The following is a 13,905-nucleotide window of genomic DNA, read 5'->3' on the forward strand; positions in this document are numbered from 1 at the left end:
TCCTTGCGTGTTAAGCCTTGGTGTAAACCTCCGCCCCCGCCTCCACGAACTCCTTGCTCTTCTCCGCCATCCCTTTGGCGAGGGCTTCTTCTTCGCTGATCGCCTGCTCTGCCGCGTACTTGCGGACGTCTTCGGTGATCTTCATGCTGCAGAAGTGTGGGCCGCACATGCTGCAGAAGTGGGCGGATTTGGCGCCGTCTTGGGGGAGGGTTTCGTCGTGGAAGGAGCGGGCGGTGACGGGGTCGAGGCTCAAGTTGAACTGGTCTTCCCAGCGGAACTCGAATCTCGCTTTGCTGAGGGCGTTGTCGCGGTATTGGGCGCCGGGGTGGCCTTTGGCGAGGTCGGCGGCGTGGGCGGCGAGTTTGTAGGTGATGACACCGGCTTTGACGTCTTCCTTGTTGGGCAGGCCGAGGTGTTCCTTGGGGGTGACGTAGCAGAGCATGGCGCAGCCGTACCAGCCGATCATGGCGGCACCGATGCCGCTGGTGATGTGGTCGTAGCCGGGGGCGATGTCGGTGGTGAGGGGCCCGAGGGTGTAGAAGGGGGCCTCGTGGCACCACTCGAGCTGCTTGGCCATGTTTTCCTCGATCATGTGCATGGGCACGTGGCCGGGGCCTTCGTTCATGACCTGCACGCCCTTGGCCCAGGCGCGCTCGGTCAGCTCGCCCTGCACTTCGAGCTCGCCAAACTGCGCCTTGTCATTGGCATCGGCCACGGAGCCGGGGCGGAGGCCGTCGCCGATGGAGAACGAGACGTCGTAGGCGGCCATGATGTCGCAGATGTCGTCCCAGTGGGTGTAGAGGAAGTTTTCCTTGTGGTGGGCCAGGCACCACTTGGCCATGATGCTGCCGCCACGGGAGACGATGCCGGTCATGCGGGACGCCGTCATGGGCACAAAGCGCAGTAGCACGCCGGCGTGGATGGTGAAGTAGTCGACGCCCTGCTCCGCCTGCTCGATGAGCGTGTCGCGGAAGAGCTCCCAGGTGAGGTCCTCGGCCTTGCCGTTCACTTTTTCCAGGGCCTGATAGATGGGCACGGTGCCGATGGGCACGGGGCTGTTGCGCAGGATCCACTCGCGCGTGGCGTGGATGTTCTTGCCGGTGGAAAGGTCCATGACGGTGTCGCCGCCCCACTTGGTGGCCCAGCGCATTTTCTCCACCTCTTCCTCGATGCTGGAAGCGACGGCGCTGTTGCCGATGTTGGCATTGATCTTCACCAGGAAATTGCGGCCGATGATCATCGGCTCCAGCTCGGGGTGGTTGATGTTCGCGGGAATGATGGCGCGTCCGGCGGCCACTTCGCTGCGCACAAACTCGGGCGTGATCTCGTTCGGGATGCGCTGCGGGAAGCGCTTGAAAATGCCCGGCGTGTACTCGTTCTGCACCTGGGCGGAGCCCACGTGCTGCTTGTCGAGGTCGTTGCGCACGATGTCGTTGGTGAAGTCGGCGATCTTCGCGCGCTTCATGTTTTCGCGGATGGCGATGAACTCCATCTCTGGCGTGATGATGCCGGCACGTGCATAGGCGAGCTGCGTCACCACCTTGCCCGCCTTCGCCTTCAGGGGCTGGCGCTGCGCATTGATGGGGGCCTTCAGCGGGCTGAGGATGCCTTCGCGCTTGGCGGCGGCGTATTCGGCGTGGTTCGCGGTGAGGTAGCCGTTGTCGCGTGGCTCGATGGCGCGGCCTTCGTAGGCTTCCACGTCGTTGCGGGCGAGGATCCAGTTTTTGCGCAGGGCAGGGAGGCCTTCCTCCACGGTGCCTTTGTAGGCGGGGTCGCCCCAGGGGCCGGAGGTGTCATAGACGCGCACGGGTTCATTCTGGATGATGCGCCCATTGAAGTCCTTGGTGGGGGAGAGGGCGATCTCGCGCATGGGCACCTGCACGTCCTTGTGGATCTCGCCTTGGACATAGACGCGGGTGGAGGCGGGGAGTTGCTCGGAGGAATGGGGCTCGAAGGAGGCGGTGGAGGCGATCATAGGGAAAGTTCTTGGTTCCTGGTTCTTTGTTCTTGGGTGGGGCGGCGGAAAAGCCGGAACTGAGATGAACCTCCGAGCGAACTCCCTTCGGCGGCATGACCCGCATCAGGTTCGGAGGGTTCGGGCCGAGGAAGGCCTGTCTCAGTCCCTGCGGTGGGACGCCCCTGTCGTGATGTGGGGGGATTGTCGGGGTGGCAGGCCGAAGGTCAAGGGGAAGTGGCGGGGCGGGGGAGTTTGCGGTGGGCCGCCGGGGCCTCCTCGATCCTCCAAAGCTGCACCCGCCAGGGAATCGCGCATGACCCGTGCGCAGCGACACGCGACTGGAGATAATCTTTGGCTCTGATCTTCAATCTCATACCCTTCCTCTGGGTGCATGAGTCCCCCCACGGACTGAAATTACTGAGGAGGAAAAGGCTAGAAAGTCGTTGTTAGGTTATAAAAATTATAGTAAACTTAGGTGTTCTATCAGCCGATGTTGCGTTTCCGCCCCCCAGTTACCAGCGCGATGGCAGCCGTGGGACTGCTATTGATGGCGGTCCCGACGGTGCGTGGGGACATTGTTTCGGACTGGAACTCCCTGGCGCTGAGCCAGATGACCGGCATGGAGGCCCCCCAGGTGGCGCATGATCTCGCGATCCTCGATCTGGCGATGTACAACGCGATCGAGAGCCTGCAGACCAACTACGTGCCTTACAGCTACGGCGGCTACGCAGATCCCGGCGCAGGGCCCACGGGGGCGGATTACCAGGCGGCGATGATTTCTGCGGCCAATACGGTGATGCAGAATCTCTACCCGGGCTCCAGCAGCAGCTTCACCACCCTCTACAACAACGGCCTCAGTGCCATCGCAGACGGCAATGCCAAGACGGACGGCATCGGCTGGGGCGTTTCCATTGGAAACAATCTCCTGAGCTGGCGTGCTACGGACGGCTCCTCGGCTGCGAGCAGCACGCCCTACTCGCCGGTGGGCCTCATCGGCTACTGGCAGCAGACCTCCGCTGCGGCTCCGGTGCTGCCGGGCTGGGGCAGCGTGGGTGCCTTTGCCATCCCCAACACCGCCTCCTACATGACGACGCTGCCGGGCGGCACACTCACTGCCTACCTGCAGTCCAGCCAGTATGCGGCAGACTACAACCAGGTGCAGGCCCTGGGCTCAAACTTCAGCGCCACACGCACCTCCGACCAGACGAATCAGGCCTACTTCTGGGCCGCCGGGGACAACACCGTGAAGATCACGGGCATGTGGAACCAGATCGCGCAGACGGTGGCCAGCACTGCCGGGCTCAACACCGCAGACACCGTGCGCCTCATGGCCACGCTGAATGTGGCCATGGCAGATGCCAGCACCGCAGCCATGGCCACGAGCTATGATCAGCAGTTCTGGCGGCCAGAAACAGCGATCGCCAACGGGGACATCGATGGCAACTCGAGCACGAATGTGGATTCCTCCTGGGCACCGCTCATCGCCTCGCCCTCGCTGCCGGAGTATGTGTCCCTCGGGGCCACCATCAGCCAGGCCGCTGCCACCGTGCTGGCCTCCTATCTGGGAGACAGTGTGTCCTTCAGCCTGGGCAGCGACATCAATGGAGACGGCCACATCGACCTGACACGCCACTTCACCAGCTTCAGTCAGGCAGCCACTGAAGCTGGAATGGCGGGCGTGTATGGCGGCACTCAGTTCATGACCTCCGTGACCGATGGCCAGGCCATCGGTGCCAATGTGGCCAACTACGTGATGGGCAACAACTTTGCCCTCGTGCCCGAGCCCGCAGGCGCCGTGCTGGTGCTGCTGGGTGGTGCGATGCTGCTGGGCACACGAAGGAGAAGATAAAAGCGCGGGCCGCATCCGAGGTTTCGTTTTTTAAATCACGGGTAGATGTGGCGCGGCTGGCGCGTTGTTTTGCGATGCACCGATTCTTCTGCACCGCGCTTTCCTCCCTCCTGCTGTTTCCCGCCCTGCTCCCTGCGCTGGACGCAGCCAAGCTGGCCGCCATTCATCCGGCGATGGAGGCTGCGGTAAAGGCGAAGCAGGCGGCAGGCATCGTCACGCTGGTGATGGAAAAGGGCAAAGTGGTGCACCACGATGCTGCAGGCATGGCCGATGTGGCCAAAGGTCGCGCGATGGAAAAAGACGCGCTCTTCTGGATCGCGTCGATGACGAAATCCATTAATGGCTCCGCTGTGATGGTGCTGGTGGACGAGGGCAAACTCTCGCTCGATGAGCCCGCCTCAAAGTGGCTGCCGGAACTGGGAAAGGTAAAGCTGGCCGATGGCAGCGCACCGGAAAAGCCCATCACCCTGCGCATGCTGCTCAGCCACACGGCAGGCATCGCCTTTCCACGCCGTGCACCGTCAGACGGAGCCATCTCGCTGAAGGCCTATGTGGCCTCTCTGCTCAAGACCCCGCTGGCCTTTCAGCCCGGCAGTGCCTACGAGTACGGCTTTGGGCCCACCGTGGCCGGACGCATCATCGAGCTGGTTTCGGGCATGAAGTATGACGCCTTTTTGCAGGCAAAAATCTTCGCACCGCTGGGCATGAAGGACACGATGTTCAATCCCGACGACGCACACCGCGCACGCATCGCCCGCACCTACAAGATGGATGACGAGACGCATGAGCTGGTGCCGGGCTACAACCCCTTTGTGACCAGCGATGCCAGCGTGACGCACATGGTGGAGCCCTCGGGCGGTCTCTTTTCCACCGCTGCGGACATGGGGCGCTTTTATTCCATGATCGCCAACGGCGGCGAGCTGGACGGCGTGCGCGTGCTCTCGGAAAAATCCGTCAAAGACATGACCGCGCCTGTGAGTGCCAGCGGCAAGATGCTGAACTACGCCTGCGGCTGGCAGGTGAACATTGAGACACAGCGTGTGAACTCCCAGATGCCGGTGGGCAGCTTTGGCCACGGCGGCGCCTTTGCCACGAATGGCTGCATCGATCCGCAGAGCGGCATCGTCACGGTTTACATGGTGCAGAACGTTTTGGTGCCAGATAGCGGCAAGCCTAAGGATGCCTTTCAGCATCTTGTCATGGAGGCGGCAGGCATCACAGTGAAGCCCGTGGCTACAGTGGCAAAGAAGACAAAGCCGTAAGCTGAATTTTGCATCCATAGGGTGCGGAACTTGCTTGCTGCTAGAGGCTTCAATGAAGTATTCCACTGGCAATTGCATGAAAAAATCCGGAGTCACCCGACGCGCCTTTCTCTCCACCGGCATGACCGCTGTGACGGGGGCGTTTCTCGCGGCGGAGGAGCAGGTGCTAGCACCTCTGGGCGTGCCGCTGAAGCAGGAACCGCTGGCGTTTGACTTTGACGCGCTGGAGCCGCATCTGGATGCCGCCACGCTGAAGCTTCACCACGGCAGGCACCACACGGACATCCTCGACAAACTGCAGGAGACGCTGCAGCCGCTGAACCTGAACGTGCCAAACGTGAGCACGCTCATGCCCAACCTCAGCCGGCTGGTCGTGCCCACGGATCCGCGCCGCAGCATGGTGCGCATGGGCGGCCCGCCGCAGATGCTCTCTGCGGACACGCAGCATGCACTGCGCCTGTATGGCGGCGCGCACATCAATCACACCGCCTTCTGGCGCTTTCTGGCACCTCCTGGTAGCGGCCCTGACGGGCCGCAGGGACGAGTGGCTGAGGCCATCGTGAGAGACTTTGGCGGCATTGGTGAATTCAAGACGGCTTTTACCGAGGCGGCCATGAAGCACTTTGGCTCGGGCTGGGCCTTTGTGGTTTTCCGCCCCGGCGGCAGGCTGGTCATCACCACCCTGCGCAATGAGGACAATCCTCTCATGTCCGAGATCGTGCCCGCAGAGCACAGCGGCCGCTTCATCCTCTGCCTGGACCTGTGGGAGCACTCCTACTACCTGAAATTCCGCAACGACCGCCGCAAATACATCGACGCCTGGTGGAATGTGGTGAACTGGAACTTCGTGTCGCGTTCCTACACCGTGGCCTGCAATCTGGCACGAGTCTGAAAAAGGCGCTCAGCGCTTCGTTGGTGCGACTTGGGCGGACTCCTTGGTCGGATACAGATCTGGCATCAGCAGCGGGCGCAGCACCATGGGCGTGAGCTCGTAGGGCAGGGGCTTCCAGGGGTGCTTTTTGTCGGCGGCTACGCGGCCCCACCACAGGCGGCCGCCGTGACGCCACGGGTCGATGACAAGACCGTCTTCAAAACGCTGCCCCTTGGCGGTGACGATGATGCCATGATGCTCCATCCAGGTGTCGCGCTTGGATGCCGTGAGATGCAGCTCCATGGTCTTGGGGTGGAGGAGAAACAGATGCGGGAAGAGATCGTCCCGCCACTGGTAGCAGAGCCCGCGCTTGCGCAGACCGGTGTTCACCAGGCCGTTGTTCAGCCAGGGGTAGCACAGCGGGTTGAAGTCGGCGGAAAGTTTGGCTGATTCCTCGATGGCGGTGCTGGCCAACCTGTCGGCCTCCCGGGCACTGACGGTGGGGGAGAGCTGCTGCAGCGCGGTGCTGAGTTCGTGAGCCCTCTGCTGCCGCTGGGCAGGCGTGCCGACGTTCACGCAGGAGGCCAGGGTGAATAAAAGCAGCAGCGCGGAGAGACGAAAGACGTGGGACATTGCTCGGAAAGGCAGATCAGGTCAGAGGGCCGTATGCGGCCTCGTGAAGTGCGCGGGCCTGCTCCTGCCATTGTTCGCGGGTGGCGCGATTTTTAAAGGCCAGCAGCTCGCTGAAGGCACGCAGTTCTTCTTCATTCCAAAGCGCGATCTGCCTCCAGGTGCGGATGCCGTGGGAGTAGAGCTGCTCGCTGATGACTTTTTTGATGCCCTTGATCTGGGTGAGGTCGTCGTCAGGCACGGAACTGCTGACAGCGGCGCTTTCCTCGATACGGCGCAGCACGCGGGTCTGAGTCTGAAGGCTGTCAACCTCGGCGGTGGCTGCGGCCAGACGCTTCTCGCTGTCTGCCAGACTGCGGCGTGCCTGGCGTAGGCCGGCGGCATCTGGCGGTGTCTTTTCCTCAAGCGAACGAATGCGGTGCTGGCAATCGTCGCGCTCCTGAGTCAGCGTTGTCAGGCTGGCTTGCTGCGCTGAGAGCTGGTTTTCCAGCGCGGCGATTTTTTCTCCAAGATTGGCGGCAGGCGCTGCGGCTTTCGGTTTGGCCGCAGGGCTGCGTTTGCGCTTGGCCTGGGGCTCTGGGGCCGCTGCAGGTGGTACGCTCCGCAACTGCGTCAGCTCTGCCTCGGCCGTAGCGAGCGCTTGCTGCGCGGCTGTGTGCTCCGCCCTGCTGGCCGCCAGTTCCACTTTGGCTGTGGCCAGCTCTGATTGTGTGCTGCTCTGGGCTGCACGCAGATGCTCCAGATCAGAGAGCAGGCGTGCGCTTTCGGTTTCCAGTGCGCGTGCAGCTTCGCGGGCCTTGGCGGCAGCGTCCTGCTGCAGCCGGATTTCATTCTGAGCTGCCTTGAGATCATCGTGCAGGGCCTGCTGCTCGGTGGTGTTTGGAGCCTGCTGCGGCGTCGGCTCAGCGGCGGTAGCAGCCTGGGCTTCTGCCTCCGCTGTGCGCAGGGCTTTCTGGGCCTCTTCGAGCTTGGCGGTGAGATCTTGGATGCTCTTGAGCAGATCGCTGCCACGCCAATGCCAGCCAAACCACCCGAAGAGCGCGGCGGTGAGACCGAGCAGCGGGGCGAGGTAGAGCAGCAGCCAGAGGAAGGAGGACATCAGGGAAATTCAGGGTGGGCCAGGTGCAGGCGCAGCTCTTCTACGGCCTCGGCGGAGAGTTCTTCAACGACGGCAGCAGGAATGCCAGCGGGGACTTTGCCAGCGCGCGCGATGCCGCCCGCCTCCACCAGATCCTGCGTCACCAGCATAATCTCCCAGTCTCCACCCGGACGCGCGATGGCAAAAATGCCTGCGCTTCCGGCTTTGGGTGCTGGCGGCAGGCTCTTCAGCGTGTTCAGGATGCCTCTGGAGGCCGCACAGTCGCCATGCACGCGGAAGGAGTCGCTCATCACCAGAAACGGCGGGCTGTAGGCGCGGCGCACGGCATCCACGCACAGGGCTTGGGCTGCTGCCTCGGCCACTTGACCGGAGAGAATGACGCGGCTGCCAAACACTGCCAGGCTCAGAAAGGCGGGCTGCATCGCCTGAGGCTGGCTGGGAGAGGTGCCGCCAGTGCCATCCAGCCAGCTGCTGACCACGGCGCTGTCGGCTTGTAACTCCCGAAGATCCAGCATGCCTGGCAGGTCATTTTTCCAGGTCTGTTCCTTCACGGCGATCTGCCATTCCACTGGCTTCCAGGCGTCGCCTGCCAGGCCCAGAAAGCAGGTCTTGCCACCGGGCTTGTCCTTCTCTGGCAGCAGGGCCGTCGTGATGGGGCCAAACTCACCGCTGGGCCGCCGATCTGTGGTGACACGGATCTGGTCATGCAGACGACGTGGGGAGAAAGCCTGCAGTGCTTCCTCCAAAACAGTGCGCTTCATGGCCTCGCTGCCCACTTCCCCCCGTAGAATGATCTCCTGGCCTCGTGCTGCCAGAAAAAGATGGCCCGGAGGCAGACGCACAAAGCGTTCGGCATCCAATTCGGCACGCTGCTCTTTGAGGTGCAGGGCGCGCAGTTCCTCCAGGGCGGGCAGCACTTGCTTCTTCCACTCCTCCTCGCTCACCCCCGCATCACGGGCTTGGGACAGCAGGGTGGCGTCTGCGCTTTGCAGCGCCAGCTGGCGCCAGCCTTGGCCGATGCGTGCCAGCCAGGCCTGTGCACCTGTGGACGGTGCAGGGATGCCTCGCAGCGTAGTGGAGACGCTGGCCGCCTCGTCATGGACCTCGGCATCGGTGCCGGGCATGCCTTCAGTGGAGCCGCCCCGGGTGTCCCACTGGTCCTGCACGCTCCGTGCCAGATCCCGGGCCTCGTAGGCGTTCGCGGCGGTGCCCAGCAGGCGGGCACGGGGTCCGTTGGCGGCCAGCAGCAGCCAGCCGGGCGCATAGGGCACGATCTCGATCTCGCTGCGCACGCCGCCCACGGGATTAAGGTGCAGGCCCAGGCCACCGGAAAGCGGTGCAGGGGCACGCACCAAGTCTCTCACTGCGGCCTCGATGCGGTTGCGGTCTTGTGCGGTGCGCACGCTGCCGCGCAGGTGTGCCTGCTGGCCGTCAAAGGTCACTTGCAGCGCTCCCAGACGGTCTTTCAGCTCAGTCTGCTTGGAAAGTGTATCCTTTGCAGCGGCCTCAAGCGTGCGCTGCATGACGGGTAGCAAGACCAGTGCTCCTAGCAGCCAGAGCGCGAAGAGGGAGGCAGCAGAGAGAATCCAGCGCGCGCGTGTCATGGCGGGGGATGGTCACTCCTTCTCGGTGAGCATGCGCACCTCTTCGGTGCTGTAGCGCCGTGCCTCACCGCGCTGATTGGTCTGGAGGATCGCACCAGTCTCAGTCTCCAGGCAGGTGAGCCAGCCTTCGCCGTAGGCCCAGGTGTCGATGCAGATGCGGCCGGGCAGGATGAGAGGCAGCCCGTTTTTCTGCGCGGTGTGGCCGCAGATCATGGTCTTGCCGGAAAAATGCGGATGGGAGTCGTCAAACCGCCGCCAGAAGAGCCAGTCGTCGCTCTGGTCAGGCATGGGCAGCATGGCGTTCACATTGGCATGGGCAAAGATGTGGGTGTCATTCATGTGCCAGCGCTGCAGGCGCTTGCTGAGGAATTCCCAGTGCTCCTCAGGGATGGCGCTCCAGTCCGGCGTGTCCATGCAGCCGTAGGACTGCATCGTCTGCCGGCCGCCTACGCCATACCAGGATCCGGAGTCCACCAAGCTCTGGCGGGCATCCAGCATGAGGATCTCATGATTTCCCAGGATGGGAATGAGCTGGCAGTGGCTTTCCAGGTCCAGCAGGGTGTGCAAAACGCCTCGGGTGTCCGGTCCGCGGTCCACGTAGTCTCCCAGAGTCACAATGGTGTCATCGCTCCGGGGGGCCAGTTCCTGGAGCAGCAGGTCTAGCGCGGTGGAGCAGCCGTGGATATCTCCAATGACGAGAGTCCGCCCGCTTTTGCGTTCGCGGGTGGGGAGCTTGACCCTCGACGTGTGAATGTCGGGGGCTTCATCGCTGACCAGAATGGGCATCGGCCAATCTTGCGCGATGAGCGCCAGACGCAACCACCGATCATCGTGTTGGCAGAATCCCTGAGCCGGTGCAAGGTGCTCTGGATGTCACCCTCCCCCCAGAAGCCCAGCCTAAGCCCAGCCAGCCCGCCGCCCATCTTTGCGGCCCGTGGACTGCGCAAGGTGTACCACACCGGAGACCTCAACGTGGTGGCACTGCAGGGGGTGGACCTGGACTTTCACACTGGGGAGCTGGCTGTGCTGCTGGGTGCTTCTGGCAGTGGCAAGTCCACACTGCTCAACATCCTCGGCGGGCTGGACATCCCCACTTCCGGCAGCCTGCACTACAAGGGCTGGGACCTCTCAGGCGGCGGGGAGCGCACGCTGACCCAGTTTCGCCGTAACTGCGTAGGCTTCGTCTTCCAATTTTACAATCTCATCCCCAGCCTTACCGCGCGGGAAAACGTGGCCCTCATCACAGACATCGCCCCAGACCCCATGAAGCCAGAGGACGCGCTGGACCGTGTGGGCCTGAGCCACCGCTTGGACCATTTCCCCTCCCAGCTCAGCGGCGGTGAGCAGCAGCGCGTAGCCATCGCCCGCGCCATCGCCAAAAAGCCCGAGGTGCTCCTGTGCGACGAACCCACCGGCGCTCTGGATGTGAACACCGGCATCACCGTGCTGGAGGCCATCGAGCGCATCAACCGCGAACTCGGTACCCTGACCATCGTCATCACCCATAATGCGGCCATGTCCGCCATGGCTGATCGAGTCCTCCATCTTTCAGACGGCCACATCGTCAAAGAGAGCCGCAACGCTGAGCGTGCATCGGTCTCTAGCCTACAGTGGTAAGTGATGGCTGTTCCTTCATGTTAGGCATGACTCTTGTTGGGGCTAATGTCCTGATTGAATAAGATTATATACTATTTAAATTGAGTGATCGTGCTTAATTTGGATGGGGTATTGTGAATCTGCGGTCGGCTAGGGGCTGTTGAAAAATAGGCGCTAGACAGGTTGTAATTCATTGAAATAGAGATGTTTAAGCTTGCGCGCAGCTCGTTCTTTTTCTTTGAATACCCAAGGCCTGCTTAACCCACAAACAGCCGACCTCTGCAACCATCCCTTCGATTCCTTTAGAGTGCTTTAACCCAAGCGCGCACTTCCAACTCCAGCGGTTCTTTCATGATTCCTGATACCCTTTTTAACAAAGATTCCCTGGGTCTCGCCGTGGCCTCCAACCGTTTCCGGACCCAGTTTTCGGTGAACCCGAGGATGAGCAATTCAGAGGGGCGCAAGACTCCATTCGCGGAAGAAGTCGTCATGGAATCCGCGGGACGGGTGGAAAAACCCGCCGCTACCGTGCCTTTTCCAAATCTTGCCTCTGTTGTGAACTCGGATGTGTTTTTGATCACCGGCGTGACGGGCTTTTTGGGTGGTGCTGTCGTGGCAGAACTCTTGAACACGGCTTTTCCTGGGAAGCTCCTCCTCATGGCGCGCGCGTGCAGTCCTGAGGAAGGTCTTGCGCGTGTCCGGCGCTCCTTGGAGCGGTTTGATGTGCCTTCCACGCGCCTCCAGCAGTTGACGATCAAGAACGTTCTCTGCGGAGATCTTGCCAATGTGCACGCCTTTGCAGATGACGAAAGGCTGAAGCACGTGACACATGTGGTGAACTGCGCTGGCATCACCTCCTTTGGAAAAGATCCCAACGTCTGGCGGGTGAACGTGGACGGCACGCTGGAATTCGCACGCCATCTGAAGCGTGCTTCGGGCTTGAAGCGCTTCATGCACATCAGCACGGCAATGATCTGCGGAGACAAGCCGCCAAGCGTGGTGGAGGAGGATGTGAGCCTGAGCATCAACGGTCAGCACCTTGTGCCTTATACCGAGAGCAAGGCCGAGGCCGAACGGCGGCTGATGAAGGAGATGGAAGGCCTGCCTTTCGTCATCGTCCGGCCGACCATCATCGCTGGACATACCAAGCTCGGCTGCCGCCCCTCCGGAAGCATCTTCTGGGCCTTTCGTATGAGCCACGCGCTCCGGATGACGACTTCGCCTCTGGATGGCATGATCGATGTGGTGCCGGTGGACTATGCCGCACGTGCAGTGCTGCATCTAGTGGCCGCACGAAAGCTGAAGCATTCCATTTATCACGTGGGTTCAGGCCCCTCCCACAGCTCGACCTTCGCGGAAATCGACGCTGCCTTTGTCAAAGCGGCGGGCACCGGAGCGGACAAGGAGTTCTACAGTGGCACCGTGGAAGAGGCGGTTGCCCGCAAAGCAAGCTTCCATGAAATCTTCGGGGAATGTAATCGCCGCTTCATGCAGATGGCCATCCGGCTCTACGGCGGATTTGCGGCGCTGAACGCCACCTTTGACAATGAACGACTGCTCAAGGAAGGAGCCCCGCCACCACCAAAGTTTTCAGACTATCTGGCGGTGTGCCTGGAGACCTGCAAAGAAGTAAACATCTACGCCCAGGCGATGATCGATTTTGTCTGAGGCGGCATGAACACTTCAGGCTTCATCCAGGACTATGGCCTGCTGGCTCTGGTCATCGGTACCATTTTTGAAGGAGAAGGAGTCGTGCTCGTGGCGGGTCTGGCCATCCGCCAGGGCCTGCTGCCGCCGGTGGCGGCTTTGCTCGCCGCTCTGCTTGGCACCGTCATTTCGGACCAGTTCTGTTTCTACTTAGGCCGGCTGATGGGTGGCAGGGTGCTGCAACGCTTCCCGGGAATGCGAGCGCGTTTTGAATCGGTGCGCAGACGAGTGGAAGGACACCAGACGGCGATCATCTTCAGCTTCCAGTATTTTCCTGGCCTGAGCATGATCGTGCCCTTCACCCTGGGCATGACAAAGCTGCTGGCCCTGCGCTTTCTGGTGCTGGATGTGCTGTCTGCCGGGCTGTGGGCCGGGACTCTCCTCTGCGCGGGTTATTTGTTTGGCATGTCCATCCAGCCCCTGCTGGAAAAATTCCATGACTACAGCGGCTGGTTGTTGGGCGGTCTGGCCTGCCTCATCCTGCTGCTGTTCCACTGGCGCGCGGTTTGTGCCGCAAGGGACGTGGAGACCAAGGAGGACGGACTGTGAGCGCCGACCTATGTCGCCTTTGCAAAGGCACGATGATGCTGCTGGCACTGGCACTTGCATCCTGCCGCACCGCCAAAAGCGTGGTGGCAGCCGTCGAGGTCAAGCCTTCGACCTTCCTAGAGCACGCCGGGAATCTGAGGGAAGTGCGCGAACGTTCTCCGTTTCTCGGAAACTGGTGGGACCCGGACAAAAAGATGGTCGCCACTCTCGAAAAGGTCAAAAAAATCTACATCGCTCCCGTGCAGCACAGTCACGTGCGGCCAATGGAGGGGATCATTCCGAAGATCGAATACGGATCATGGCGCCGCGACCGCAACCTGCCCACGCTCGCCAAGTACACGCGCAAAAAATTCATTCAGGTGTTCAAGGATTCAAAAAACCCGCGCTTTACTGTGGTGGACGAGCCTGGCAAGGAGGCCGTGACCCTAGAGCTTTCACTGCTGGAATGGGTGCCAAACACCTACACGGGCTTCGCCGTGCGCGAAGTCGTGGACTGGGTCACGTTTGACGGAGTGGCTGCCGTAACTCTGAAAGGAACGCGGGGCGTCATTGCCATTGAAGGGCGCATGATTGAGCCAAAGTCAGGGAAGTCTTTTTTCGAGTTTGCTGACAAGGAGATCGGAAAGACCGTTTTGATCCTGCCCATTCAGGAGTTCTTTCCCTCAGGGCAGGCGCACTTTGCCATCACTGAGTGGGCCAAACAGCTGGAGGAACTTCTCCGCACCAAGGCGGATGTGAAGGTGAAAGACAGCTTTCCCGTGGTGCTGTGGAACTATTGACT

12 protein-coding genes and 1 riboswitch are annotated in these 13,905 nt (G+C 61.6%); of the genes, 7 read left to right on the top strand and 5 right to left on the bottom strand.

Annotated elements, in window-relative coordinates; translation table 11 throughout:
* Window positions 1–10 precede the first annotated feature (10 nt).
* Entirely contained in the window at window positions 11–1,975 is a 1,965-nt protein-coding gene (gene thiC / locus HNQ65_RS14740) for a phosphomethylpyrimidine synthase ThiC (protein ID WP_184340339.1), read from the bottom strand.
* Between the two features lie 64 nt (window positions 1,976–2,039).
* Window positions 2,040–2,151, bottom strand: a riboswitch (TPP riboswitch).
* Between the two features lie 353 nt (window positions 2,152–2,504).
* Here thiC and HNQ65_RS14745 point away from each other — a divergent pair.
* The 3 genes from HNQ65_RS14745 to HNQ65_RS14755 all read left to right on the top strand — a co-directional run bounded on the left by HNQ65_RS14745 (window position 2,505) and on the right by HNQ65_RS14755 (window position 5,960).
* Complete coding sequence (locus HNQ65_RS14745; protein WP_221306173.1) at window positions 2,505–3,806, top strand: vanadium-dependent haloperoxidase; 1,302 nt, start codon at window positions 2,505–2,507, stop codon at window positions 3,804–3,806.
* A 74-nt stretch (window positions 3,807–3,880) separates the two neighbouring features.
* Entirely contained in the window at window positions 3,881–5,068 is a 1,188-nt protein-coding gene (locus HNQ65_RS14750; protein WP_184340341.1) for a serine hydrolase domain-containing protein, read from the top strand.
* Window positions 5,069–5,144: 76 nt separating this feature from the next.
* Window positions 5,145–5,960 (top strand): superoxide dismutase, encoded by an 816-nt coding sequence (locus tag HNQ65_RS14755; protein ID WP_184340342.1) that lies wholly within the window; start codon window positions 5,145–5,147, stop codon window positions 5,958–5,960.
* Window positions 5,961–5,969: 9 nt separating this feature from the next.
* Here HNQ65_RS14755 and HNQ65_RS14760 read toward each other — a convergent pair whose 3' ends face one another.
* Genes HNQ65_RS14760 through HNQ65_RS14775 form a run of 4 tightly spaced genes read right to left on the bottom strand, consistent with a single transcriptional unit; the run spans window position 5,970 to window position 10,058 of the window.
* Window positions 5,970–6,572, bottom strand: a complete 603-nt coding sequence (locus tag HNQ65_RS14760) for a hypothetical protein (protein WP_184340343.1) — start codon at window positions 6,570–6,572, stop codon at window positions 5,970–5,972.
* 16 nt (window positions 6,573–6,588) lie between these two features.
* Window positions 6,589–7,668, bottom strand: a complete 1,080-nt coding sequence (locus tag HNQ65_RS14765; RefSeq protein WP_184340344.1) for a hypothetical protein — start codon at window positions 7,666–7,668, stop codon at window positions 6,589–6,591.
* Complete coding sequence (locus HNQ65_RS14770; protein WP_184340345.1) at window positions 7,668–9,272, bottom strand: BON domain-containing protein; 1,605 nt, start codon at window positions 9,270–9,272, stop codon at window positions 7,668–7,670. Before HNQ65_RS14770 ends, HNQ65_RS14765 begins: the two co-directional genes overlap by 1 nt.
* 12 nt (window positions 9,273–9,284) lie before the next feature.
* On the bottom strand, window positions 9,285–10,058 hold the full coding sequence (locus HNQ65_RS14775; protein WP_184340346.1) for a metallophosphoesterase family protein: 774 nt from the start codon (window positions 10,056–10,058) through the stop codon (window positions 9,285–9,287).
* 84 nt (window positions 10,059–10,142) lie between these two features.
* On the opposite strand from HNQ65_RS14775, the gene HNQ65_RS14780 reads away from it, so the two are divergent.
* From HNQ65_RS14780 to HNQ65_RS14795, 4 genes are all read left to right on the top strand, one after another.
* On the top strand, window positions 10,143–10,889 hold the full coding sequence (locus tag HNQ65_RS14780; protein WP_184340347.1) for an ABC transporter ATP-binding protein: 747 nt from the start codon (window positions 10,143–10,145) through the stop codon (window positions 10,887–10,889).
* A gap of 330 nt (window positions 10,890–11,219) precedes the next feature.
* On the top strand, window positions 11,220–12,536 hold the full coding sequence (locus HNQ65_RS14785) for an SDR family oxidoreductase (RefSeq protein ID WP_184340348.1): 1,317 nt from the start codon (window positions 11,220–11,222) through the stop codon (window positions 12,534–12,536).
* 6 nt (window positions 12,537–12,542) lie between these two features.
* A complete protein-coding gene (locus tag HNQ65_RS14790; protein WP_184340349.1) occupies window positions 12,543–13,124 on the top strand; it encodes a DedA family protein in 582 nt (193 codons plus the stop codon).
* On the top strand, window positions 13,121–13,903 hold the full coding sequence (locus tag HNQ65_RS14795) for a DUF3313 family protein (RefSeq protein ID WP_184340350.1): 783 nt from the start codon (window positions 13,121–13,123) through the stop codon (window positions 13,901–13,903). The genes HNQ65_RS14790 and HNQ65_RS14795 overlap by 4 nt, the downstream gene beginning before the upstream one ends.
* The last annotated feature ends 2 nt before the right edge of the window (window positions 13,904–13,905 follow it).

The sequence above is a fragment of the Prosthecobacter vanneervenii genome (assembly GCF_014203095.1).
GTDB lineage: Bacteria > Verrucomicrobiota > Verrucomicrobiia > Verrucomicrobiales > Verrucomicrobiaceae > Prosthecobacter > Prosthecobacter vanneervenii.

Bases quoted from the DNA above. Each gene is read 5' to 3' on its own strand.
- thiC (WP_184340339.1), bottom strand. From the start codon at position 1,975: ATGATCGCCTCCACCGCCTCCTTCGAGCCCCATTCCTCCGAGCAACTC.
- HNQ65_RS14745 (WP_221306173.1), top strand. From the start codon at position 2,505: ATGGCGGTCCCGACGGTGCGTGGGGACATTGTTTCGGACTGGAACTCC.
- HNQ65_RS14750 (WP_184340341.1), top strand. From the start codon at position 3,881: ATGCACCGATTCTTCTGCACCGCGCTTTCCTCCCTCCTGCTGTTTCCC.
- HNQ65_RS14755 (WP_184340342.1), top strand. From the start codon at position 5,145: ATGAAAAAATCCGGAGTCACCCGACGCGCCTTTCTCTCCACCGGCATG.
- HNQ65_RS14760 (WP_184340343.1), bottom strand. From the start codon at position 6,572: ATGTCCCACGTCTTTCGTCTCTCCGCGCTGCTGCTTTTATTCACCCTG.
- HNQ65_RS14765 (WP_184340344.1), bottom strand. From the start codon at position 7,668: ATGTCCTCCTTCCTCTGGCTGCTGCTCTACCTCGCCCCGCTGCTCGGT.
- HNQ65_RS14770 (WP_184340345.1), bottom strand. From the start codon at position 9,272: ATGACACGCGCGCGCTGGATTCTCTCTGCTGCCTCCCTCTTCGCGCTC.
- HNQ65_RS14775 (WP_184340346.1), bottom strand. From the start codon at position 10,058: ATGCCCATTCTGGTCAGCGATGAAGCCCCCGACATTCACACGTCGAGG.
- HNQ65_RS14780 (WP_184340347.1), top strand. From the start codon at position 10,143: ATGTCACCCTCCCCCCAGAAGCCCAGCCTAAGCCCAGCCAGCCCGCCG.
- HNQ65_RS14785 (WP_184340348.1), top strand. From the start codon at position 11,220: ATGATTCCTGATACCCTTTTTAACAAAGATTCCCTGGGTCTCGCCGTG.
- HNQ65_RS14790 (WP_184340349.1), top strand. From the start codon at position 12,543: ATGAACACTTCAGGCTTCATCCAGGACTATGGCCTGCTGGCTCTGGTC.